22 protein-coding genes are annotated in these 23,408 nt (G+C 62.9%); 18 read left to right on the forward strand and 4 right to left on the reverse strand.

Going from position 1 to position 23,408, the window contains the following annotated elements; translation table 11 throughout:
- The first annotated feature begins 1 nt into the window (after nt 1).
- The 9 genes from PVV54_RS07720 to PVV54_RS07760 all read left to right on the forward strand — a co-directional run bounded on the left by PVV54_RS07720 (nt 2) and on the right by PVV54_RS07760 (nt 8,479).
- Nucleotides 2-790 carry a protein phosphatase CheZ gene (locus PVV54_RS07720; protein ID WP_274909360.1) on the forward strand — a complete coding sequence of 263 codons (789 nt, stop codon included), beginning with the start codon at nt 2-4 and terminating at the stop codon, nt 788-790.
- A gap of 12 nt (nt 791-802) precedes the next feature.
- Nucleotides 803-3,025: a chemotaxis protein CheA gene (locus PVV54_RS07725; RefSeq protein ID WP_274909361.1), complete on the forward strand. Its 2,223-nt coding sequence runs from the start codon at nt 803-805 to the stop codon at nt 3,023-3,025.
- Nucleotides 3,026-3,072: 47 nt separating this feature from the next.
- The gene (locus PVV54_RS07730; RefSeq protein ID WP_274909362.1) at nt 3,073-4,200 is read left to right on the forward strand and encodes a protein-glutamate methylesterase/protein-glutamine glutaminase; all 1,128 of its coding nucleotides are present in this window, start codon (nt 3,073-3,075) and stop codon (nt 4,198-4,200) included.
- Nucleotide 4,201: 1 nt separating this feature from the next.
- Entirely contained in the window at nt 4,202-4,942 is a 741-nt protein-coding gene (locus PVV54_RS07735) for a flagellar motor protein (RefSeq protein WP_274909363.1), read from the forward strand.
- A 3-nt stretch (nt 4,943-4,945) separates the two neighbouring features.
- Nucleotides 4,946-5,791, forward strand: a complete 846-nt coding sequence (motD, locus tag PVV54_RS07740; protein WP_274909364.1) for a flagellar motor protein MotD — start codon at nt 4,946-4,948, stop codon at nt 5,789-5,791.
- 113 nt (nt 5,792-5,904) lie between these two features.
- Nucleotides 5,905-6,696 carry a ParA family protein gene (locus PVV54_RS07745; RefSeq protein ID WP_274909365.1) on the forward strand — a complete coding sequence of 264 codons (792 nt, stop codon included), beginning with the start codon at nt 5,905-5,907 and terminating at the stop codon, nt 6,694-6,696.
- A complete protein-coding gene (locus PVV54_RS07750) occupies nt 6,693-7,562 on the forward strand; it encodes a CheW domain-containing protein (protein ID WP_274909366.1) in 870 nt (289 codons plus the stop codon). The genes PVV54_RS07745 and PVV54_RS07750 overlap by 4 nt, the downstream gene beginning before the upstream one ends.
- A gap of 40 nt (nt 7,563-7,602) precedes the next feature.
- The gene (locus tag PVV54_RS07755) at nt 7,603-8,082 is read left to right on the forward strand and encodes a chemotaxis protein CheW (protein WP_016393802.1); all 480 of its coding nucleotides are present in this window, start codon (nt 7,603-7,605) and stop codon (nt 8,080-8,082) included.
- 1 nt (nt 8,083) lies between these two features.
- Nucleotides 8,084-8,479, forward strand: a complete 396-nt coding sequence (locus tag PVV54_RS07760; protein WP_274909367.1) for a DUF2802 domain-containing protein — start codon at nt 8,084-8,086, stop codon at nt 8,477-8,479.
- Between the two features lie 36 nt (nt 8,480-8,515).
- On the opposite strand, the gene PVV54_RS07765 is transcribed toward PVV54_RS07760, so the two are convergent.
- The 4 genes from PVV54_RS07765 to PVV54_RS07780 form a co-directional block, all read right to left on the reverse strand.
- Nucleotides 8,516-11,224, reverse strand: coding sequence for a dermonecrotic toxin domain-containing protein (locus tag PVV54_RS07765; protein WP_274909368.1), 2,709 nt, complete (start codon nt 11,222-11,224; stop codon nt 8,516-8,518).
- Between the two features lie 72 nt (nt 11,225-11,296).
- Nucleotides 11,297-11,629: an EscU/YscU/HrcU family type III secretion system export apparatus switch protein gene (locus PVV54_RS07770; protein ID WP_274909369.1), complete on the reverse strand. Its 333-nt coding sequence runs from the start codon at nt 11,627-11,629 to the stop codon at nt 11,297-11,299.
- Entirely contained in the window at nt 11,626-13,167 is a 1,542-nt protein-coding gene (gene fliK / locus PVV54_RS07775; protein WP_274909370.1) for a flagellar hook-length control protein FliK, read from the reverse strand. The genes PVV54_RS07770 and fliK overlap by 4 nt, the downstream gene beginning before the upstream one ends.
- Nucleotides 13,168-13,288: 121 nt before the next feature.
- Complete coding sequence (locus PVV54_RS07780) at nt 13,289-16,138, reverse strand: dermonecrotic toxin domain-containing protein (RefSeq protein ID WP_274909371.1); 2,850 nt, start codon at nt 16,136-16,138, stop codon at nt 13,289-13,291.
- A gap of 371 nt (nt 16,139-16,509) precedes the next feature.
- Between PVV54_RS07780 and ccmA the strand changes: the two genes are divergently transcribed.
- The 9 genes from ccmA to ccmI are packed head-to-tail and all read left to right on the forward strand — an operon-like array spanning nt 16,510 to nt 23,399.
- Complete coding sequence (gene ccmA, locus PVV54_RS07785) at nt 16,510-17,142, forward strand: cytochrome c biogenesis heme-transporting ATPase CcmA (protein WP_274909372.1); 633 nt, start codon at nt 16,510-16,512, stop codon at nt 17,140-17,142.
- Nucleotides 17,139-17,807, forward strand: a complete 669-nt coding sequence (gene ccmB / locus PVV54_RS07790; RefSeq protein WP_008096270.1) for a heme exporter protein CcmB — start codon at nt 17,139-17,141, stop codon at nt 17,805-17,807. Before ccmA ends, ccmB begins: the two co-directional genes overlap by 4 nt.
- A gap of 46 nt (nt 17,808-17,853) precedes the next feature.
- Complete coding sequence (locus PVV54_RS07795; RefSeq protein ID WP_274909373.1) at nt 17,854-18,618, forward strand: heme ABC transporter permease; 765 nt, start codon at nt 17,854-17,856, stop codon at nt 18,616-18,618.
- The gene (gene ccmD, locus PVV54_RS07800) at nt 18,618-18,794 is read left to right on the forward strand and encodes a heme exporter protein CcmD (RefSeq protein WP_274909374.1); all 177 of its coding nucleotides are present in this window, start codon (nt 18,618-18,620) and stop codon (nt 18,792-18,794) included. The genes PVV54_RS07795 and ccmD overlap by 1 nt, the downstream gene beginning before the upstream one ends.
- A complete protein-coding gene (gene ccmE, locus PVV54_RS07805; protein ID WP_274909375.1) occupies nt 18,791-19,234 on the forward strand; it encodes a cytochrome c maturation protein CcmE in 444 nt (147 codons plus the stop codon). Before ccmD ends, ccmE begins: the two co-directional genes overlap by 4 nt.
- A gap of 11 nt (nt 19,235-19,245) precedes the next feature.
- On the forward strand, nt 19,246-21,219 hold the full coding sequence (locus tag PVV54_RS07810; protein ID WP_274910405.1) for a heme lyase CcmF/NrfE family subunit: 1,974 nt from the start codon (nt 19,246-19,248) through the stop codon (nt 21,217-21,219).
- A complete protein-coding gene (locus tag PVV54_RS07815; protein ID WP_274909376.1) occupies nt 21,216-21,752 on the forward strand; it encodes a DsbE family thiol:disulfide interchange protein in 537 nt (178 codons plus the stop codon). The genes PVV54_RS07810 and PVV54_RS07815 overlap by 4 nt, the downstream gene beginning before the upstream one ends.
- The gene (locus PVV54_RS07820; protein WP_274909377.1) at nt 21,749-22,225 is read left to right on the forward strand and encodes a cytochrome c-type biogenesis protein; all 477 of its coding nucleotides are present in this window, start codon (nt 21,749-21,751) and stop codon (nt 22,223-22,225) included. Before PVV54_RS07815 ends, PVV54_RS07820 begins: the two co-directional genes overlap by 4 nt.
- Nucleotides 22,218-23,399, forward strand: coding sequence for a c-type cytochrome biogenesis protein CcmI (gene ccmI / locus PVV54_RS07825; protein WP_274909378.1), 1,182 nt, complete (start codon nt 22,218-22,220; stop codon nt 23,397-23,399). Before PVV54_RS07820 ends, ccmI begins: the two co-directional genes overlap by 8 nt.
- Nucleotides 23,400-23,408: the final 9 nt, after the last annotated feature.

Raw genomic sequence — 23,408 nt, forward strand, 5'->3', positions numbered from 1 at the left:
GATGGAATCAACACAAACGTCTTTGGGGGAGTTCGAGAGCACCCTGAAGAAGCATGCCCAGGAGTTGGTCGAAAGCCTGGAACGGGGGCGTTTCGGCGAGGCGGTGCAGCTGATCCATCAGCTCAACCAGACCCGCGACCGCGGCCTGTACCAGGAAGTCGGCAAGCTCACCCGCGAACTGCACAGCGCAATCGTGAGCTTCCAGATCGACCCGCGCATGCCGCAGGCCGAGGAAGTGTCGCAGATCACCGACGCCACCGAACGCCTGTCCTACGTGGTCAAGCTCACCGAAGGTGCCGCCAACCGCACCATGGACCTGGTGGAGGAGAGCACCCCGGTGCTCAACGACCTGGCCAGCGAAGCCCAGAGCCTGAGCGTGGACTGGCAGCGCTTCATGCGCCGCGAAGTCGAGGCGCCGGAGTTTCGCGAGCTGGTCAAGCGCGTCGACAGTTTCCTGACGCACAGCGCCGAAGGTAACCGCAAGGTCGCCGGCCACCTCAACGACATTCTCTTGGCCCAGGACTATCAAGACCTGACCGGCCAGGTGATCAAGCGCGTCACCACGCTGGTGACCGAAGTCGAGAGCAACCTGCTCAAGCTCGTGCTGATGGCCAGCCAGGTCGACCGCTTTGCCGGTATCGAACATGACCACCAGCAGCTACGTGCTGAAAAAGATCAAGAAAAACATCCGACTCGGGGTGAAGGTCCGCAGATTCATGCCGATAAGCGTGAAGACGTCGTGTCCGGTCAGGACGATGTCGATGATCTGCTGTCCAGCCTGGGTTTTTAAGGAGCACGTTTGATGAGCTTCGGCGCCGATGAAGAAATCCTCCAGGATTTCCTGGTAGAAGCCGGCGAAATTCTTGAGCAACTGTCCGAGCAACTGGTCGAGCTGGAAAGCCGGCCCGATGATGCCGACCTGCTCAATGCGATCTTTCGCGGTTTCCACACTGTAAAAGGGGGCGCCGGCTTCCTTCAGCTGAACGAGCTGGTGGAGTGCTGCCACATTGCAGAAAACGTGTTCGACATCCTGCGCAAAGGTGAGCGCCGGGTCGACGCAGAACTGATGGACGTGGTGCTTGAAGCACTGGATACCGTCAACAGCATGTTCGGCCAGGTGCGCGAACGCAGCGATGTAACCCCGGCCACCCCCGAGTTGCTGGCGGCCCTGTCGCGCCTGGCCGAACCTGCCAGCGCCGACGCGCCTGCGCCGGTGGTCGAAGCTGCAGCGGTTGAGCAAGCGCCTGCCGCCGAGGCGGACATCACCGACACCGAGTTCGAGCAACTGCTTGATTCGCTCGATGCGGTCAAGGCCGAAGCGGAAGCTGCCGCCCAGCAGATGCAAGGGGAAACCCTGAGCGGCGCGGGTGACGACATCACCGACGCCGAGTTTGAATCGCTGCTCGACCAGTTGCACGGCAAGGGCCAGTTCTCGCCTGAAGTGGCGGCTGCCGAGCCGGTGGTGGCTGCCAGCGCGCCTGTCAGCGACGAAATCACCGACGAAGAATTCGAGTCGTTGCTCGACCAGTTGCATGGCAAGGGCACCTTCCAGGCCGATGCCTTGCCAGCGGTCGCCGCACCGGCGCCAAGTGCCGCACCGGCAGCCACCAGCGACGAAATCAGCGAGCATGAGTTTGAAGCGCTGCTCGACCAGTTGCATGGCAAGGGCAAGTTTTCGGGCGATGCAGTCACTGCCGAGGCACCTGCTGCCGTAGCTGCCCCGGTTGCTGCTGCCAAGCCGCAAGCCCAACCGGTGGCCAAACCGGCTCCGGCTCCGGCGCCTGCCGCTGCCGGCAAGCCTGCCGCCCCGGCGCGCACGCCAGCCCCGGCTGCGGAAAAGCACCCGGCCAGCGAAGCGGAAACCACCGTGCGGGTCGACACCGCGCGGCTGGACGAGATCATGAACATGGTCGGCGAACTGGTGCTGGTGCGTAACCGCCTGGTGCGTCTGGGCCTGAACAGCGGTGACGAGGCCATGTCCAAGGCCGTGTCCAACCTCGACGTGGTCACCGCCGACCTGCAGACCGCGGTGATGAAAACCCGCATGCAGCCGATCAAGAAAGTGTTCGGCCGCTTCCCGCGCCTGGTTCGCGACCTGGCTCGCCAGCTCAAGAAAGAGATCAACCTGGAGCTGGTGGGCGAAGAAACCGACCTGGACAAAAACCTGGTCGAGGCCCTGGCCGATCCGCTGGTGCACTTGGTGCGTAACGCGGTCGACCATGGCGTCGAAATGCCCGAAGAGCGTGAGGCGTCGGGCAAGGCCCGTACCGGGCGGGTGGTGCTGTCGGCCGAACAGGAAGGCGACCACATCCTGCTGTCGATCTCTGACGACGGCAAGGGCATGGACCCGAACATCCTGCGTGCCAAGGCCGTTGAAAAGGGCCTGATGGACAAAGATGCCGCCGAGCGCCTGAGCGAGTCGGACTGCTACAACCTGATCTTCGCCCCGGGCTTCTCGACCAAGACCGAAATCTCTGACGTGTCCGGCCGTGGCGTGGGCATGGACGTGGTGAAGACCAAGATTTCCCAGCTCAACGGCTCGATCAACATCTTCTCGGCCAAGGGCCAGGGCTCGAAGATCGTCATCAAGGTGCCGCTGACCCTGGCGATCATGCCAACCCTGATGGTGATGCTGGGCAACCAGGCGTTCGCCTTCCCGCTGGTCAACGTCAACGAGATCTTCCACCTGGACCTGTCGCGCACCAACGTGGTCGACGGCCAGGAAGTAGTGATCGTGCGCGACAAGGCACTGCCGCTGTTCTACCTCAAGCGCTGGCTGGTTCAGGGCCAGGTGCACGAGGAGCAGCGCGAGGGCCATGTGGTGATTCTGTCGGTCGGCACCCAGCGCATCGGCTTTGTGGTTGACCAACTGGTTGGCCAGGAAGAGGTGGTGATCAAGCCGCTGGGCAAGATGCTGCAGGGCACGCCAGGCATGTCGGGAGCCACCATCACAGGCGACGGTCGCATTGCGCTGATTCTCGACGTTCCGAGCATGCTCAAGCGTTACGCGGCACGGCGTATCTGATTTTCGGCGGCGCACCCTGGCGGGTTGCGCCGCCTAATGGAGTGTTTATGGCAGTCAAGGTCCTGGTGGTGGATGATTCCGGTTTCTTCCGCCGCCGCGTCTCGGAAATCCTCTCGGCAGACCCGACCATTCAGGTGGTGGGTACCGCGACCAATGGCAGGGAAGCAATCGACCAGGCGCTGGCGCTCAAACCCGATGTCATCACCATGGACTACGAAATGCCCATGATGGACGGCATCACGGCGGTGCGGCACATCATGCAGCGCTGCCCGACGCCGGTGTTGATGTTTTCGTCGCTGACCCACGAGGGCGCCCGCGTCACCCTCGACGCGCTGGATGCCGGGGCAGTGGACTACCTGCCGAAAAACTTCGAAGACATTTCGCGAAACCCCGACAAGGTGCGCCAGTTGCTGTGCGAGAAGGTGCACACCATTTCGCGCAGCAACCGCCGCCTTGGCAGCTACGCCAACCCGGCGCCAGCCGCCGCACCGGCACCGGCCAGCCATGCGCCCGCCAGCAGCTTTGCCAGCCCGGCACCGGCGCGTACGCCAGTGCCAAGCCGTGCAGCCGCGCCAGCACCTGCGCCTTCGCACTCGCCGGCCCCCAAACGCAAGCCTTACAAACTGGTGGCCATCGGCACGTCCACCGGCGGCCCGGTGGCCTTGCAGCGGGTGTTGACCCAGCTGCCGGCCAGCTTCCCGGCGCCGATCGTGCTGATCCAGCACATGCCGGCGGCGTTCACCAAAGCCTTTGCCGAACGCCTCGACAAGCTGTGCAAGATCAGCGTGAAGGAAGCCGAGGATGGCGACGTGCTGCGCCCAGGCCTGGCGTTGCTGGCGCCTGGCGGCAAACAGATGATGGTCGACGGCCGTGGCACGGTGAAAATCCTGCCGGGTGACGAACGCCTGAACTACAAGCCCTGCGTGGACATCACCTTCGGTTCGGCCGCCAAGTCATACGGCGACAAAGTGCTTTCGGTGGTGCTGACCGGCATGGGCGCCGACGGCCGTGAAGGTGCGCGCCTGCTCAAGCAGGGCGGTAGCACCGTATGGGCTCAGGACGAAGCCAGTTGCGTGATTTATGGCATGCCAATGGCCATCGTCAAAGCCAACCTGGCCGATGCCGTATACAGCCTGGATGAAATCGGTAAACACCTGGTGGAGGCCTGCGTCTGACATGGATGTGCTAAGCCTGATTGGCCTGATCCTGGCCTTCGTCGCCATCGTTGGCGGCAACTTCCTCGAAGGCGGCCACGTGGGTGCGCTGCTCAACGGCCCCGCCGCGCTGATCGTGCTGGGCGGCACCCTGGCGGCGGCGCTGTTGCAGTCGCCGCTGTCGTCGTTCAAGCGCGCCCTGCAGATTTTGCGCTGGATCATCTTCCCCCCGCGGGTCGACCTGGCCGGCGGCATCGACCGGGTAGTCAACTGGAGCCTGGTGGCGCGCAAGGAAGGTCTGCTGGGCCTGGAAGGCGTTGCCGATGCCGAGCCCGACCCCTACGCGCGCAAGGGCCTGCAACTGCTGGTGGACGGTGCTGAACCCGAGTCGATCCGCAGCATTCTTGAAGTGGACTTCCTGACCCAGGAAAGCCGCGACATCCAGGCCGCCAAGGTGTTCGAGAGCATGGGCGGCTATGCGCCGACCATCGGCATCATCGGTGCGGTAATGGGCCTGATTCATGTGATGGGCAACCTGGCCGACCCCTCGCAACTGGGTAACGGCATTGCCGTGGCCTTTGTTGCCACCATCTATGGCGTGGCCAGTGCCAACCTGATCCTGCTGCCGGTGGCCAGCAAACTCAAGGCCATTGTCATGCGCCAGTCGCGCTACCGCGAAATGCTGCTTGAAGGCCTGTTGTCGATTGCCGAAGGTGAAAACCCACGCTCGATCGAGCTGAAGCTGCAAGGCTTCATGGAGTAAGCCATGCGTCGCCGTCGCCATACCGAAGAACATGAAAACCACGAACGCTGGCTGGTGTCGTACGCCGACTTCATCACCTTGCTGTTCGCCTTTTTCGTGGTCATGTATTCGATATCCTCGATCAACGAGGGTAAGTACAAGGTCATTTCCCAGGCGCTGCTCGGGGTGTTCAACGACCCGGAACGCAGCATGAAGCCGATCCCCATCGGTGACGAGCAGCCGCTGAGCGTGAAGCCGGCCGAGCCACTGATCAAGGACAGCGAGCAGACCGATGCCGGGTTGGCCCAGACGAACGTAGACCCGCTCAAGACCATCAGCGACGACGTGCGCGACGCCTTTGGCGATCTGATCAAGTCTGACCAGATGACCGTGCGCGGCAACGAGCTGTGGGTGGAGATCGAGCTCAATTCGTCGCTGCTGTTCGGCAGTGGCGATGCCATGCCTAGCGACCAGGCGTTCGACATCATCGCCAAGGTGGCGAACATCCTCAAACCGTTCGCCAACCCGGTGCACGTGGAAGGCTTTACCGACAACCTGCCGATTCGCACCGCGCAGTACCCGACCAACTGGGAACTGTCGTCGGCCCGGGCAGCGAGCATCGTGCGCCTGCTGGCGATGGAAGGGGTAAACCCTAGCCGCATGGCATCGGTCGGCTATGGCGAGTACCAGCCCGTGGCCAGCAACGACACCGCCGAGGGCCGCGCGCGCAATCGCCGCGTGGTGCTGGTGATTTCCCGTAACCTTGAGGTACGCCGCAGCCTGACCGGTACCGGCAGCGCCAATGCCACGCCGGACGCCGCCTTGCGCCGCGCTGGCACACAAAGTGCACCGCCACCTGGGGGGCAATAGTCGTCAATTCTCCGCCACACACACGGTCGATGTAGGAGCGGCTTTAGCCGCGAACACCGGCAAAGCCGGTGCCATCCAGCGGTTTGCACCCATAACGAGTCAAGAGTTGTCCTATGAGAGTCTGGGCAGTAGCCAATCAAAAAGGCGGGGTCGGCAAGACCACCACCACCATCGCTCTGGCCGGCCTGCTGGCCGAGGCCGGCAAGCGCGTGGTCGTCGTAGACCTCGACCCGCATGGCTCGATGACCAGTTACTTCGGGCACAACCCCGACGCCCTGGAGCACAGCTGCTACGACCTGTTCCTGCACAAGGGCCAGGTGCCCGATGGCTTGCCCGGGCAATTGCTGCTGCCCACCAGTGACGAGCGCATTTCGCTTTTGCCATCCAGCACCGCGCTGGCCGTGCTGGAACGCCAGTCGCCGGGCCAGAGTGGTTTGGGTTTGGTGATCGCCAAGAGCCTGGCGCAGCTGTGGCAGGACTTCGATTTCGCCCTGATCGACAGCCCGCCGCTGCTGGGCGTGCTGATGGTCAACGCCCTGGCCGCCAGCCAGCAGCTGGTGGTGCCGGTGCAAACCGAATTCCTCGCGGTCAAGGGCCTGGAGCGCATGATCGGCACGTTGGCCATGGTCAACCGTTCGCGCAAGCAGGCGTTGCCGTACCAGATCGTGCCCACGTTGTTCGACCGCCGCACCCAGGCATCACTGGGCACGCTCAAGGTGCTGCGCGATACCTATGACCAGCAGGTGTGGCAGGGCTACATCCCGGTCGACACGCGCCTGCGCGATGCCAGCCGCAATGGTGTCACGCCCTCGCAATTCGATGGCAAGAGCCGGGGCGTGATTGCCTACCGTGCGCTGCTCAAGCACCTGCTCACTTACAAAAGCGCCGTGAAGGTGGCCTCATGAACCGGCCTGTCGGTACCCGGCCACAACTGGCCCTGCAATCTTACCTGGACGGCCTGCTGCAAGAGGCCACCGAAGCCGAGGACATCCTCGACCTGCCGGCGCCAGGCGACGACTTTGCCGCCGCCGTGCGCGAAGAGCAGGCCCGCGACGCCCTGCAACCGGCGCCCGTTGTCACCCCCAAGGCCAAGCCGTTCGCAGAGCCACAGCTCAAAGTGCTGCCGACCGTGCTGCCGGTCGAAAAACCGGTAGTGGTTGTAGTCGAAGCCGAGGTGGTGGCCGAAGCCAGTATTCCAGTGCTCACCGAAGTACAGGCGCCAGAGTTGGTCACGCCCGTGGTCGACGTGCACCTGCCGGCACCGAGCGCGCCCACGCCACCGGCCACGGTCGACGGCCGCCCGGACTGGGCTGCCGAGCCGTTCGAGTGCCTGTTGTTCGACGTCGCCGGGCTGACCCTGGCGGTGCCGCTGGTGTGCCTGGGCTCCATCTACAGCCTCGAAGGCCAGGAACTTACGCCGCTGTTCGGCCAGCCGGACTGGTTCCTCGGCATCCTGACCTGCCAGGCCGGTAACCTGAAAGTGCTGGACACCGCGCGTTGGGTGATGCCCGACCGCTACCGGGACGATTTCCGCCAGGGCCTGCAGTACGTGATTTCCGTTCACGGCTACGAGTGGGGCTTGGCGGTGCATCAGGTCAGCCGTTCGCTGCGCCTGGAGCCGTCCGAAATCAAATGGCGCACCCAGCGCGGCCAGCGGCCGTGGCTGGCCGGGACCGTGATCGAACACATGTGTGCGCTGCTGGATGTTGCCGCGCTGGCCGAACTGATCGCCAGCGGTGCCATCAAGCAGCTGCACGCCCAACACAAATGACAGAACACACCGCCGTTGGCGGATTTAGAGGGCTAGGGGAATGAAGAAGTCGTCTGCACAAGGTTCCGAAGATCCGATCCTGCAATGGGTCACCTTCCGTCTGGACAACGAGTCCTACGGCATCAACGTGATGCAGGTGCAGGAAGTGCTGCGCTACACCGAGATCGCGCCGGTACCGGGTGCACCGAGCTACGTGCTGGGCATCATCAACCTGCGCGGCAACGTGGTGACGGTGATCGACACCCGCCAGCGCTTTGGCCTGATGCCTTCGGATGTGACCGACAATACCCGTATCGTCATCATCGAGGCCGACAAGCAAGTGGTCGGCATCCTGGTCGACAGCGTGGCCGAGGTGGTTTACCTGCGCCAGTCGGAGATCGAAACCGCGCCGAACGTGGGCAACGAAGAGTCCGCCAAGTTCATCCAGGGCGTGTGCAACAAGAACGGTGAGCTGCTGATCCTGGTCGAGCTGGACAAGATGATGACCGAGGAAGAGTGGTCCGAGCTGGAGAACATTTGAGTTGATTTTCGAGGTTGCTGTCATCTTCCTGGCGTTGCTGTGGGCGTTGAGCCTGTGGTTCTTCCTCAACTACAGCAAGCGCCAGCGCGAACTGGCTGCCCAGCAGGCGATCGGTGATGCGCTGCGTGACCAGCGTATCAAGGACCTCGCCAAAACGCTGGATGATTACCAGAATGGCACCGTGCGCATGGGCGACGCCATCCACGAGCTGCGCGCGGCGGTGGCCACACTGCCCGACCGGCTGGAGCGGCTGGAGCAACGCGACCCCAGCAACGTCACCTTCACCCAGGCCGCCCGGCTGGTGGGGATGGGCGCGAGCGTGGCGGAACTGACCGAAACCTGCGGCCTGACCCAGGCCGAAGCCGAGTTGATGAGCAAGCTGCACCGCAGCGAGTAAGGCAAGAAGGGCGACCCTGGGGTCGCCCTTGTACTGTCAGGGCTTTGCCCACGAGTGGAAATTGCCCACGTCAGCAACTTTGGTGAGCGCCAGCTCGCTGGCGATCACCTGGTTGGCAATCTGCCCCAGGCCATCAATCAGAAACATCGGGTTGTTCTGCGGCAGCGATTGCAAATTGATCAATTGGCGCAAGGTGCGCAGCCGCGGCAGGTGCTGATCAATGACATCATTGAGCATGCGGGGGCCGGTCAGGTGGCTCAACTGGCGGGAGTACTCGCTGAAACCATCGCTCTCGGACAGCGGCCTGCTTTGGTAAAACGCCGCATCTGCCTGGAAGCGCTCATGCAGAGTGTCCGCGATTTGCCGCAGGGTCGGGTTGCCAGCATGGCTGCCGATCATGTTGCTGTTGAACTGGCAATGCATGTTCATGTCTTCCTGGTTGACCGGTACGCCCAGCAGCAAGCCATCGGGTGTCGTCGACAGTTCCAGGGTATCGATGGCGGCGCGTTTGAGGTCGTGCGGGGCATTGGGGTCGGCGAGCAACGTGTCGTCGATATCCAGGTAAATACCGCCTTCGGCTTCGAGCAGCGGATAGCGCAGAATGTCGGACGCCGAAGCGAAGTTGGCGCCTGCGCCTGCTGTGGCCTGTTGGTATTGTTCGAACAGGCGACTCTCGCTGAACTGCTGATAGACCGGCTGATCCTCCAGCGGCAGTACCCGTAGACGCGGGGCCTGTTCGTGCAGCAGCCTGAGGTTTTCATCGAATGCCGCCGGGTTGTTTTTTGACAGGTACAAGCGGAACGTATATTGGCTGGATGCCAGCCGTTCGCTGTTGCCGGCAAGTGTGGCAAGCAGTTCCGAAGGAATGACCCGGTCACCCACCCAGAGGCTGAAAATCTGCTTTGGAATCGGTTGGCGAACCAGGCCTTCGAAGCTGGACAGATCGACGGGCAGCTGAATATCCACGCCCATTGCCCGCAGACTGCTCATGCGCATTTCGTGGGTAACCGGCCGGGCCGCGACATCGATCGGGTTCAGCCCTCGGCTCTGCCCTGTGGCTTGATAGTAAGTCGGCATCACCTCGTTCACATCGTAATCACGGATGAAGGCGTCGTGTTCGGCGTCGTACAGTACCGATGCATTGTAGCCACCAATGACCGATTGCAGCTGTTCCGGCCCATCGGCGGAAACGGGTATGCGGGCCACCCGCGCGGCGATTTCCGGGTCACCCGAGGGCAGTGGCGGCACTGTGTCACCGAATAAACTGGCCGTGGTGTCCAGTGGCAGGCGGGGAGGGTCGACGGGGCTCAACGGGTAGCCCAGTTGATCGTTAAGGCGCACGGGTGCTACGAAGCGTTTGCTTCTGGGCGGGAACAGCACACGTGCTTCGTCCAGGGCCTGCATGGCCAACGGCGCCGCGTTCAGCAGGCCGAACGCGATGTCGTCCACGCCGCCCGCTTTATCTTCCAGGGTCTTGCCGTTGATGGCCCGGTCTATTCCCAAACCAAACTGAGCGATGCCGCCAAGCGCCAGCAGTGGTGCGAGTGCCGGCACCACCAGCGCAAAAGGTGCCAGCAGGTTGAGCGTGGTGACCAGGTAGCCACGCCAGCGGGCTTTGGTCACGTCCTGATTGCTGGTGATGATGAAGTCTGCGTCGGCGTAGCTGCGTTCGCGTTGGCGTTCGGTCAGGGCGGCAAACAGGTCGCCCCGCAGTTGGGGGCTGTACTTGCTCGCCTTGTAATTGACGTAATCGTTCGGTGCCCAGCGGCCATCGGTGGTGAAACCGGGGCGGTTGGGCGACCGGTAGTGGATGCCCGGGTAAGCGGCCAAACCTGCCAGCGCGGTGTCCAGGCCGCTGAAATCCAGGCCGTCAGGCGTATCGGCCTGCCTGAAGTACTGGCGCAGTCGCTGGCGCTTGTCGGCATCGCGGCACTGCAGGGCGAACCAGTCCTTCATCGCGCTCATGCTGCCGAACTCATGGAAGGGCGAGGCATTGCCTGGCAAGTACAGCAGCACTCTGCGCTGCGCCTTGTCGGCCATGCACAGCAGGTCGGTGGCCGCGTAGCCATAGACGTTCAAGGGCCTGATCCTGAAATCCGCCGCTTGCGGCATGAGCCCGGCAGCTTGCCAGGCCAACTGCCGGCCGATGTCGCTCAGGGAGCCTTCCTGCACCTGCTTGTTGCAGGCGGCAATGAAGCTGATCTTAAGCGATTGCCGATGGCTTTGGGTGGCGTGCTGCCAGTAAGCGTCCAGCATGGCCACGAAGCGGGCATGGAAGTCGAGAGTCCAGATGAAGTCCTGCATGGCTTCGACATCGACCGGCAAGCGGGTCGTGCTGTCGTAGCGGGGTGGGTCGGTCCTGCGGAACAGGCCATTGAACACTGCATAGGGGGCGCTGTTGTCCAGCGCTCCGAGCTCAGGCAGGTGCTCTACGATGTGCAGGGGGCCATCCGGCAATGAGCCTGCCCAACCGCCCGGGAACAGTTGGCCGATCAGGTCCTTGCTGGACTCGCCTTGCCAGTTCGAGAGCACCGCCTGGGGCAGTGGCAGGCACTGGGCGATGACGGCCTGGTTGCCGCGGTAATGCAGGGTGACCACGTCAGTGAGCGTTGGGTCCAACGGGTGCCCCTGTTGCCGGGCCCATTGGCCGATGGCGTTGGAGGCTTCGTTGTCAGGGCGCGGGATGTTTTGCAGGTGGCTGCGGATGAACTGCACACCAGCGTTGTTAACAGTTAGCGATGCCATTGAAACGACCTGTGCGGATTAATGAAACGCAACAGTGACGAAGCCAATGGCTGACGGATCGGTAGAAAATTACTACCCCGGTGGCAGGCCCAACAAAGCAGGGGTGATGTCACGAGGGGGCTGGTCTGGCTCATTGAACCCTGGCGGCACCTTGCCGCGCAGTTGCCAGGCGAAGGCGATGATTTCGGCGATGGTGAGGTACAACGCCTCGGGGATCTGCTCGCCCAGCTCCAGCCGCGCCAGCAGGCGCACCAGTTCGGCATTTTCGTAGATCGGCACTTCGTGTTCGCGGGCGATGGCTAGGATCGCTTCGGCCAGTTCGTCGTCGCCCTTGGCGCTCAAGGTCGGGGCCTGCTGGCCGTCATAGCTCAGGGCGATGGCCTGGCGGGGTTGTTTGTCGATCATGCGGTTTCGTCCACCCAGCGTTGTTCCAGGCGAGTGCGTGGGCCTTGTGGCGGCGTCCCGGGGTGGCAGGCCAGGTCACCTACATCCACGCCACGCGCCAGCAGGCGTTCGCGCAGGCTGCCCAGCTGGCTGTCTATCAGCCGCGCGGTGTCGGGCATTTCGGCCCAGAGATGGCCGCTCAACCGGCCTTGGCTTAGCTGCGCCTGTACCTGCAACGGGCCGAGCGGCGGCAGGTCGAACGCCAGCTCGATGCGCCACAGCGATTCCAGCGGGTCGCGTTGTTCGCGCTGAGGGTCGGCTTGCTGCTGCGGTGTTTCTTCACGCTGGAATTTAGCCTGCAGCGGGATGAATTCCTGGCCATGGCGCACGGGGATCTCGGTTTGCCAGGTGGTTTGCAGGTTGCCGGTTTCGGTGGTGCCGGTTTGTTGCAGGCTACTCAGGGCATGGCTCTGCAGCCGCGAAATGGCGGCGGCAGCCAGGCGCAGCAGTTGTTGCAGGTCGCTTTCGTTCTCCATCGCCTGCAACAGCCGGGAGGGCAGCGGGAACGCACCAGGCTGTTGGCGCGGGCTGACCCGTTCGAGCATGCCCAGGGCGCTGCGGGCCATGGCAGGCATGATCTGGGCCAGGGCCGAGGCGCTGGTGGCGACGGGGCGCTCGGGAGAGGCTTGAGCGATCAGGTTGAGCAGTTGCGCTTTCAAGTCCCCCGTCGCGCCGCTGGCAAGGCCGCCGAGCAACTTGGCCTCGAAAAAAGCACCACTGTTGTTCAAGGCCTGGGCCAAAGCTTTGCCGTCACCGAGCTGGCGTGCGTCTGGCAGGCTGGCCAGCAAACGCTCGGCGCTGACGCGTAATTCACCTTCGCCATTGCTGGCGATGTGCTGCAAGGCATTGAGCAGGCCCGGCAACGAGGCTTGCCGAGTGTTCTGGGCGGCCAGTTGCTGGGTGATGTTCAGTTGCTCCTGGCGGCCGCTCAACGGCACGAAGCGCAATGACTGGTCGCCCTGCACCAAGGCCGTGAGCAGGCTGCCCACGGCCAGTGGGCGGGGGCTGTCAATGGTCAGCGTGGCACCAGCCTGGGCAGTGTTGAGCAAGCTGACCAGCGAACGGAACGTGGCGGCTGCACCGGCGTTTTGCAGCAGTTGGCTGGTCAGCACCTTGCCCTGCAGCAGCGTACCGACCGGCACTTTGCTGGTATCGAGCTGGGTGAGGGTGGCGATGTTGCTGGCATTGGCCTGTTGCACCATGACCGCCAGGCGGTTGCTCTCTGGCTGGCTGATGGTGATCTGGCTGCCTTGGGGGATCGGCTGGCTGCTGCTGGCCTGCACCTGCGCCTGGCTGCCGTTGGCCTGCAAAAAGCGCAGCACCAACTGGAACTCGCTGCCGGTCTGGCGCAGCGTCAGTACTTCGGCCTGCGCGGTTTCGCCTGGCTTGATCAAGCCAGGCTGCGCCTGGGTGAGGTTGAGCAGTTCGCCCGTCAGTGCTGCTTTGATTGCCTGCGGGCTGATTGCGGTTTGTGCGCTGAGGCTATTGATTTCAGTCATGATTGTAGGCAACCGGTGTGGAGCACGCCCTCCGTGTAATGTGACGGATTAACCGATGGTAGCCGCCGTCCGCCGCTGACTCTGTAACGGCAGCGGTGGAGGCGACTTGAGCCAAGCCTGGTTATGGGTTCAGGTTTCTCCAGCCGAACCCTTTATTGACGCGCATTATGCGCGATACGCTAAACAGCGATTGAAGTGTGGATTGCAGTTCTTCGTTCGACACCGGTTCTAGCTGCGCACTTAGCAGGGAGGGAGACTTGAGCAGTGGACAACTGAGCAATTTGTAGATCTGTTTCATTTGCCTGTAGGCCGGCAGGTTCCTGTCCACTACGTGGTTGAACATGTCAATGCCGGTCATTTCGTTCAGGGCTTTTGCATAGGTGGCGTAAGTGGGTGCGTAGGCGCCCTTTTTCGGCCAGTTTTGCTTTTGGCGGAAAAACCCTGGTCGAGCATCCAGGCGACTCTCCATTTCCCGTATGACTTCGCGCAAGGTCGGGTTGTTGGGGTGGCTGCCAATCACGCTGGTGTTGAATTGCTGATGAACGCCCCGGAATGCGTTGGAGGTTGGCTGCTCGAGCAAGAGGCCATCCGGGGTGGTTTGCAGTAGCACCGTGCCTATCCAGTCCTCGGGCGCGGCCTCGTTGATAATGCCCGCTGCCGAGGGATGTGAGCGGGTTGCCAGCAGGTCGTTGTCGATATCCATGTACAACCCGCCCTCTTGATACAGGGCATGGTACTTCAACATGTCGGTGGCGGCCGTCACATGTGAGGCCCCAGGCATCGGGCCTTCCATGGCGGCTTCGAAGTGCTGCCTGCTGAACGGATGCATTTCGCTGAAGAACCGTTGCGATTCCAGTGTGCGCAGATTGAGTTCGGGAGCGGCCTCGGCCAAGGCTTGGCCATTCGTGACGAGGCTTGAATACGAGAGGAAAAGGTGATGTTCGTAGCCGGCGTCCCTGAGCAGTCTCGAGTTGCGGCCCAAGCGCACGAGCCCAGCGGGCGATATGGGTTTGTCGCCTAGCCACAGATGAAACACTTTCCTGGGGACAGGTGTCTGGTTCACGTTGGGAATTCTCGGCACTTCAACAGGCATTGCCACATCGATGCCGAGGTTTCGGAGCGTGCGTTGACGCATGGTGTCGGTGACTACACGGGGGGCATCGACTCCAGGGCGGTAGCTATACAGCCGGGCGTCAGCGGCAATATAGCGGGTTGGCGAATCGAGCTGGCTTTCCACCTGCCTAACGAATGCGTCTTCATCCAGGTCATACAGGAAGCGCGTTGCGCGATCTTGCGTGGCCAGTAGCGTGTCCATGCCCTCATGGGTTGTTTCACGGCTGATTGCATACCCTTGAGCGGGGGCGTCCAGCGGCTTCACGCGTACCGGCTGCTCGAAGTACCTGGGGAAATTGCTGCCGCCCCAGGCCACCCGGGGTGCACGCGGCGGGCTCAGCAGGTAGCCGATCTGCCCGTTGACTCTGCCGGGGGCCACGAATGAATCCAGCTGCGTCTGGAACATCTTCTTGCTGACGGACCACGCTTTGCCTGCCAGGGGCAGCGCGCATAGCGCGCCGAACGCAACGTTGGTGGCGCCATCGATCTTTTCCTCACGCGTCTTGCCATTGATGATTTCGTCCAGGCCCACGCCGAGTTGCGCGATGCCACCAACGGCCACCACCCATCCCAGGCCAGGTACGACGAGCGCCAGTGGGGCGATAATGGTCAGGGCGATGTTCAGGTAGCCTCGCCACTTTGCTTTCATGACATCGCTACGGGTGGTGATCAAGAACTGCGCATCATCGTAACTACGCTGTTTTTGCTGCGCAGTCAGATAGCTGAAAAGGTCTTCGGTGATCACCGGGCTAAAGTCGTCGACGTTATAGTTGATGTACACGGTTGACCACCCGCGGGCAGGGATGACCAAGTTGTTGATATACAAGAAGCGGGGGCCTTCGTAACTGGCCAACCCTGCCAGGGCCGCCTCCAGCCCTGAATAACTGAGCCCGTCCGGCAAGTCCTGCAGTCGAAAATGCGCCATCAGTGCTTTGCGCTTATGGGCGTCCATGCACTGCTCCTTGATCCAGGCTTTCATGGCATCCTCGTTCTCGAAAGGGTGCAGGGGCGAGGAATTACCAGGGATGTAAAGCAACGTCAGCCCTGAAACCTTGTCCTTCAGGCAGGGGATGTCGGTGGCGACATAGCCGTAGACGTTGAGCATGCGCACTTCCACCTGATGGCTGTGCGAGATTGAATCATCGTCGTCAGCCAGCAGCCCGGCCACGCGCCAGGCCAGTTCACAGGCTGCTTCGTCGAGGCTTCCCTCCTTGACTTGCTTGTTGCAGGCCGCGATGAAGTTCACCCTTGCCAACGTGGCGTAATCGTCCGATTGGTGCGCCCAGTAATCGTCGAGCTGGGTGATGAATTGGTCATGGAACTCCAGCGTCCAGATGAACGCTTGAAATGCTTTTGTGTCGATGGCCACCAGCGTTTCGGGGGAGTACCGCATGGGTTCGGCCGCATGGAACAGCCCTTGAAAGACTGCATATTCGTCAAGCATGCCAAAAAGGCCGGTTTGAGGTAGTTCATCGACAATTTGCACGTTGCCATTGGCAAAGGCACGAGACCAGCTTTCCTGTGCGGTGCTCCAGTCTTTCAAGAAGCCCAGAGAGCTGAACGCGCTGAAGCTGTCGTACGGCAGTGTTGGCAGGCTATCAGGTTGATCCTGCCATTTGGACATCACGGCCTGGCTGAGCGGCATTTGTTCGGCAACCTGAGCCACCCAGTTTCCCTCGGGGTCTGGCTTGTAGTGCAAGGTAACGGCCATTGTGGTTTCAGGATCAAGGTCCAGGCCCAGGCCCTGGGCTTGGAGCCATTGCCTGATCTTTTCTGTGCTGAAACGGTCCGGGCGTGGAATTCGGGTGAGGTGGTCAATCGCGTGCTGGATAGCGTCAGGTTGCAAGTGGGTGATCATGTCGTGCCCTGCCATGTTGAGGAGCCAACAGGGTGTGGCATGGGCCGGGAAACCATGAGGTATATAGTCCTGCTGCCAGCAGCATAGAGGCTCGCAAATCACCGTTTGTGCTCGGGACTATTGATTTCAATCACGATTGTATACAACCTGTGAGGCCAACCTCTTGGCATCGGGCCCACGCATGTAATAATGCCGCCCGTGCGCCTCTGCCGGTAACACGGCAGCGAGGGCGGCGACTTGAGATTCAGGGTTCCAGAGCGGTGTTGCCTGCATCGCGGATGAATCCGCTCCTACACGCGATCCTGTAGGAGCGGATTCATCCGCGATGCAGGCGCCAGCGATCTGGAGCCCTACAAATAAAGGCAAAACCCGTGACCCTTCACCTCCAAGCCGCAGGCCTGGCCTGCGAGCGCGACTGGCGCCTGCTGTTCGAGCACCTGCATTTCGAACTGCACCCCGGCGACATGCTGCAGGTCAGCGGCCCCAACGGCAGCGGCAAGACCAGCCTGCTGCGCCTGTTGGCCGGGCTGATGCAGCCGACCGCCGGGCAGATTCTGCTGGGCGGCCAGCCGCTGGCCGAGCAGCGCCATGCGCTGGCCAGCATTCTGCTGTGGATCGGCCACGCCGCGGGTATCAAGGACTTGCTCACCGCCGAGGAAAACCTCACCTGGCTCTGTGCACTGCACCAGCCCGCCACCCGTGACGCCATCTGGGCGGCACTGGAGGCCGTGGGCCTGCGCGGTTTCGAGGACGTACCCTGCCATACCCTGTCGGCTGGCCAGCAGCGCCGTGTGGCACTGGCCCGCCTGTATCTGGCAAGCCCGCCGCTGTGGATCCTCGACGAACCTTTCACCGCCCTCGACAAACAGGGCGTTGCCCAGCTCGAAGCGCACCTGGCGGCCCATTGCGAACAAGGGGGCACCGTGGTGTTGACCACCCACCACACACTGGAATGCAAACCCTCCGGTTACCGCGAACTCAACCTGGGGCAGTGGGCGGCATGAGTGTATTCATCCTGTTGCTGCGCCGCGAAGCGCGCCTGCTGTTCCGCCGCCCGGCGGAGCTTGCCAACCCACTGGTGTTCTTTGCCATCGTCGTGGCGCTGTTCCCGCTGGCGGTAGGGCCGGAGAGCCAATTGTTGCAAACCTTGTCACCCGGGTTGGTCTGGGTGGCGGCATTGCTGGCGGTGTTGCTCTCGCTGGACGGCCTGTTTCGCAGCGATTTCGAGGATGGCTCGCTGGAGCAGTGGGTACTGTCGCCACACCCGCTGGCTATGCTGGTGCTGGCCAAGGTGCTGGCACACTGGATCTTTTCCGGGCTGGCGCTGGTATTGTTGGCGCCATTGCTGGCCTTGATGCTGGGCCTGCCAAGCCATTGCCTGCCCGTGCTGCTTGGTTCCCTGCTGTTGGGCACCCCGGTGCTGAGCCTGCTGGGCGCGGTGGGCGCGGCGCTGACGGTTGGCCTGAAGCGTGGCGGCCTGCTGCTGGCATTGCTGATTCTGCCGTTGTATATCCCAGTATTGATCCTGGGCAGTGGTGCGCTGCAGGCAGCACTGCAGAATATGCCGGCGACTGGCCACCTGTTGTGGCTGGCCAGCCTGACGGCACTGGCGGTAACCCTTGCACCCTTTGCGATAGCGGCCGGCCTGAAGATCAGCGTCGGCGAATAACGAGTCCTGGGCCCCCAAGCCCGGCAAATACCCTGGATGTACCCTGATGAAAATTAGCTGGACGTGGTTCCACAAACTGGGCTCCCCCAAATGGTTCTATGCCATCAGCGGCCGAATGCTGCCGTGGCTGGCCGTTTCTGCCGCTTTGCTGCTGGTCACCGGCGTGATCTGGGGCCTGGCCTTCGCGCCCGAGGATTACCAGCAAGGCAACAGTTTCCGCATCATCTATATCCATGTGCCGGCGGCGATGCTGGCGCAGTCCTGCTACGTGCTGCTGGCGGTGGCGGGGGTGGTGGGGCTGGTGTGGAAGATGAAGCTGGCGGATGTGGCCCTGCAGTGCGCGGCGCCGATTGGCGCGTGGATGACCGCCGTGGCGCTGGTCACCGGAGCCATCTGGGGCAAGCCGACCTGGGGCAGCTGGTGGGTGTGGGATGCGCGCCTGACCTCGATGCTGATCCTGCTGTTCCTGTACTTCGGCATCATTGCCCTGGGCCAGGCCATCAGCAACCGTGACAGCGCTGCCAAGGCCTGCGCGGTGCTGGCCATCGTCGGCGTGATCAACATCCCGATCATCAAGTATTCGGTGGAATGGTGGAACACCCTGCACCAAGGCGCCACCTTCACCCTGACCGAAAAGCCCGCCATGCCGGCCGAGATGTGGCTGCCGCTGCTGCTGACGGCGCTGGGCTTTTATTGCTTCTTCGGTGCCGTGCTGCTGGTGCGCATGCGCCTTGAGGTACTCAAGCGCGAAGCGCGTGCCAGCTGGGTTCGGGAAGAGGTCATGAACAGCCTGGGTCGGAGGGCCGCCTGATGAGCTTTTCTTCATTCGGCGATTTCCTCGCCATGGGCCACCATGGCCTGTACGTCTGGTCAGCCTATGGCATTTGCCTGGCGGTGATGGCGATCAATGTCGCCGCGCCGCTGCTGGCCCGTCGCCGCTATTTGCAAGAAGAGGCGCGCCGTTTGCGCCGGGAGAACAACCAGTGAATCCGCAGCGCAAGAAACGCCTGTTCCTGATCCTCGGCCTGCTGGTCGGGGTTGCGATTGCCGTCGGCTTTGCCTTGAGCGCTTTGCAGCAGAACATCAACCTGTTCTACACCCCCACCCAGATCGCCAACGGCGAGGCACCGCTGGACACCCGCATCCGCGCTGGTGGTATGGTCGAAAAGGGCTCGGTGCAGCGCTCGGCCGACTCGCTGGACGTGCGCTTCGTGGTCACCGACTTCAGCAAGTCGGTGCCGATTACCTACCGGGGCATCCTGCCAGACCTGTTCCGTGAAGGGCAGGGTATCGTCGCGCTGGGTAAATTGAACGCCGATGGCGTTGTGGTGGCCGACGAAGTACTGGCCAAGCACGATGAGAAGTACATGCCGCCGGAAGTGACCAAGGCCCTCAAAGAAAGCGGGCAAGCGGAGGCCAAGCCATGAATGCGGCGTTGGTGGTCCCCGAACTCGGCCAGTTGGCGATGATCCTGGCCATTTGTTTTGCCGCCGTGCAGGCAACCGTGCCGTTGCTCGGCGCCTGGCGCGGCGACAGCCTGTGGATGGGCCTGGCGCGCCCGGCGGCCTGGGGGCAGTTCGCCTTCCTGGCGTTTGCCTTTGCCTGCCTGACCCACGCCTTCATGACCGACAACTTCTCGGTTGCCTACGTGGCGAGCAACTCCAACAGCGCCTTGCCCTGGTACTACAAGTTCAGTGCCGTGTGGGGTGCCCACGAGGGTTCGCTGCTGCTGTGGGCCTTGATCCTTGGCGGCTGGACCTTCGCCGTTTCGATCTTCTCGCGCCAGCTGCCCCAGGTAATGCTGGCCCGGGTCCTGGCGGTGATGGGCATGATCAGCGTGGGCTTCCTGAGCTTCCTGATCATCACCTCCAACCCGTTCCAGCGCCTGTTGCCCCAGGTGCCGGCCGATGGGCGCGACCTCAACCCACTGCTGCAGGACTTTGGCCTGATCGTCCACCCGCCGATGCTGTACATGGGCTACGTGGGCTTTTCGGTGGCCTTCGCCTTCGCCATCGCCGCACTGCTGGGCGGGCGCCTGGACGCCGCGTGGGCGCGCTGGTCGCGGCCATGGACCATCGTTGCCTGGGCCTTCCTCGGCGTGGGCATCACCCTGGGGTCCTGGTGGGCCTACTACGAACTGGGCTGGGGCGGCTGGTGGTTCTGGGACCCGGTGGAAAACGCCTCGTTCATGCCGTGGCTGGTCGGTACCGCACTGATCCACTCGCTGGCGGTGACCGAAAAGCGCGGTGTGTTCAAGAGCTGGACCGTGCTGCTGGCAATCGCTGCGTTCTCGCTGAGCCTGCTGGGTACGTTCCTGGTCCGCTCCGGGGTGCTTACCTCGGTACACGCGTTCGCCTCCGACCCTTCGCGCGGCGTGTTCATCCTGATCTTCCTGTTGTTCGTGGTCGGTGGTTCGCTGACCCTGTTCGCCTTGCGTGCGCCGGTGGTCAAAAGCCAGGTCGGCTTTGCCCTGTGGTCGCGTGAAACCCTGCTGCTGGCCAACAATCTGGTGCTGGTGGTAGCGGCCTCGACCATTCTGCTCGGCACGCTGTACCCACTGGTGCTCGATGCCCTGACCGGCGCCAAGCTGTCGGTCGGCCCGCCGTACTTTGACGCGCTGTTCCTGCCACTGATGGCACTGCTGATGGTGGTGCTCGGCGTGGGCGTGATCGTGCGCTGGAAGGATACCCCCGGCAAATGGCTGGCCAGCATGATGACCCCGGTGCTGATCGGTAGTGCCGTGCTGGCGCCGGTGGCCGGCTTCATTGTCGATGATTTCGATTGGCCGGCCCTGACTGCCTTTGCACTGGCTGCCTGGGTGGTACTGAGCGGGCTGCGCGACATCCTCGACAAAACCCGGCACAAAGGCCTGGCCAAGGGCGTGCGAGGCCTGGGCCGCAGTTACTGGGGCATGCAGCTGGCGCACCTGGGCCTGGCCGTTTGTGCACTGGGCGTGGTGCTGTCGAGCAACAACAGTGCTGAACGCGACCTGCGCATGGCTCCGGGCGATAGCATCGAGCTGGGCGGTTATCACTTCCTGTTCCAGGGGGCCAAGCACTTCGAGGGGCCAAACTTCATCTCCGACAAAGGCACCATCGTGGTCAGCCGCGATGGCCGTGAAGTGACCACCCTGCACCCGGAAAAACGCCTGTACACCGTGCAGCAGTCGATGATGACCGAGGCCGGCATCGATGCCGGGTTCACCCGCGACCTGTACGTGGCGCTGGGTGAGCCGCTGGAGAACGGCGCCTGGGCTGTGCGTGTACATATCAAGCCTTACGTCCGCTGGATCTGGCTGGGCGGTCTGCTGACCGGCCTGGGCGGGTTGCTTGCGGCCCTCGACCGGCGCTATCGCGTCAAGGTCAAGACCCGGGTGCGTGATGCCCTGGGCGTGTCTGGAGCAGCTGCATGAAGCGTTGGATCATGGTGGTGCCACTGGCGGTGTTCCTGCTGGTGGCGGTCTTCCTCTACAAAGGGCTGTTCCTCAAGCCCGACGAGCTGCCGTCGGCAATGATCGGCAAGCCGTTCCCGGCGTTTTCCCTGGCCTCGACCCAGGGCGACCGTACCCTGACCCAGGCTGATCTGGTGGGACGCCCTGCACTGGTCAACGTGTGGGCCACCTGGTGCCCGTCGTGCAAGGTCGAACACCCGTACCTGAACCAGCTGGCTCAGCAGGGTGTGGTGATTCATGGCGTCAACTACAAGGACGACAATGCGGCTGCCTTGAAGTGGTTGGCCGAGTTCCACAACCCGTACCAGCTCGATATCCGTGATGAACAGGGCAGCCTGGGCCTGGACCTGGGTGTGTACGGCGCGCCGGAAACCTTCCTGATCGATGCCAAGGGCATCATCCGTTACAAGCACGTCGGCGTGGTGGATGCCACTGTGTGGCGCGAGCAGCTGGCGCCGTTGTACCAGGGCCTGGTCGACGAGGCCAAGCCATGAGGCGCTGGCTGGCAGCCGCCGTACTGGGCATGAGCCTGGCCGGCGTGGCCAGGGCGGCCATTGATACCTACCAGTTCCGCGACGACGCCGAGCGTGAGCGTTACCAGCAACTGACCAAGGAACTGCGTTGCCCCAAGTGCCAGAACCAGGACATCGCCGACTCCAACGCGCCAATTGCCGCCGACCTGCGCCGGGAAATCTTCCGCATGCTGGGGGAGGGCAAGAGTAATCAGCAGATCGTCGAGTTCATGGTCGATCGCTATGGCGATTTCGTGCGTTACAAGCCGGCCCTGAGCGGGCGTACCTGGCTGCTGTGGTTTGGCCCGGGCATCCTGCTGGTGGGGGGCTTCGTGGTGATGGCGGTGATCGTCCGTCGGCGCCGTGGCCCGGCTAACCAAGGTGCAGAGCATTTGTCTGCCGAAGAACGCGAGCGTCTCGCCAAACTGCTGGAAAAAGAACAGACCCATGACTGAATTCTGGCTAAGTGCGGGCCTGCTGCTGCTCGCTGCCCTCGGCTTTTTGCTGATCCCCATTCTGCGTGGCCGTCGACGCCAGCAGGAAGAAGACCGTACCGCGTTGAACGTGGCGCTGTATCAGGAACGCGTCGCCGAACTGGCTGCCCAGCAGGCGGCGGGTGTGCTTGATGAGGCCCAACTGGCTACCGGCCGGGATGAAGCCGCCCGTGAGCTGCTGGCTGATACCGAAGGCGCCGAACCCGATCGTCAGGGGCATTTGGGCAAGGCCCTGCCGTTGCTGGCGGCGGTGCTGGTGCCGGTGATGGCGCTAGGGCTGTACCTGCATTTTGGCGCGGCGGACAAAGTTGAACTGACCCAGGAGTTTGCTGCCGCTCCCAAAAACATGGAAGAAATGATCTCGCGCCTGGAGCGCGCTGTCGAAGCCCAGCCAGATTCTGCCGAGGGCCTGTACTTCCTCGGCCGGGCCTACATGGCTGAACAGCGCCCGGCGGATGCTGCCCGGGCCTACGAGCGTGCCGTGGCGTTGGCCGGCCGCCAACCCGAACTGCTGGGCCAGTGGGCACAGGCACTGTATTTTGCGGCTGACAAAAAGTGGAACCCGCAGGTGCAGGCGCTGACCGACGAGGCGCTCAAGGCCGACCCGAACGAGGTCACCAGCCTGGGCCTGCGCGGCATCGCCGCATTTGAAGGCGAGCGCTATCAAGAAGCCATAGACTTCTGGAACCGCCTGCTGGCGCAACTGCCCCAGGGCGATGCTTCGCGTGAAGCCCTGCAGGGTGGCATCGACCGCGCCACCGAGCGCCTGGGAGGCACGGCGAGCAAGCCCGCCACGGCACGTTTGAAGGTGCGCGTTGAACTGGCGGCGGCGCTGAAGGACAAGGTCAGGCCCGACGACACCGTGTTCATCTTCGCCCGCGCCAGCAACGGCCCGCCCATGCCGCTGGCAGCCAAGCGCGTGACCGTGGCGCAATTGCCGTTGGAGGTGGAACTGTCCGACGCCGATGCGATGATGCCGCAGATGAAACTGTCCGGGTTTGCCGAAGTCCAACTCGTTGCACGCGTCTCGCGCGCCGGCCAGCCCACCCACGGCGAATGGATCGGCCAGGGCGCGCCGCTGGCTACCAGCACCCAGGCTACCCAGCACCTGATCATCGACAGCCCCGACCCGTAAGAGAGCCTT

It is taken from the genome of Pseudomonas sp. PSKL.D1 (assembly GCF_028898945.1).
GTDB lineage: Bacteria > Pseudomonadota > Gammaproteobacteria > Pseudomonadales > Pseudomonadaceae > Aquipseudomonas.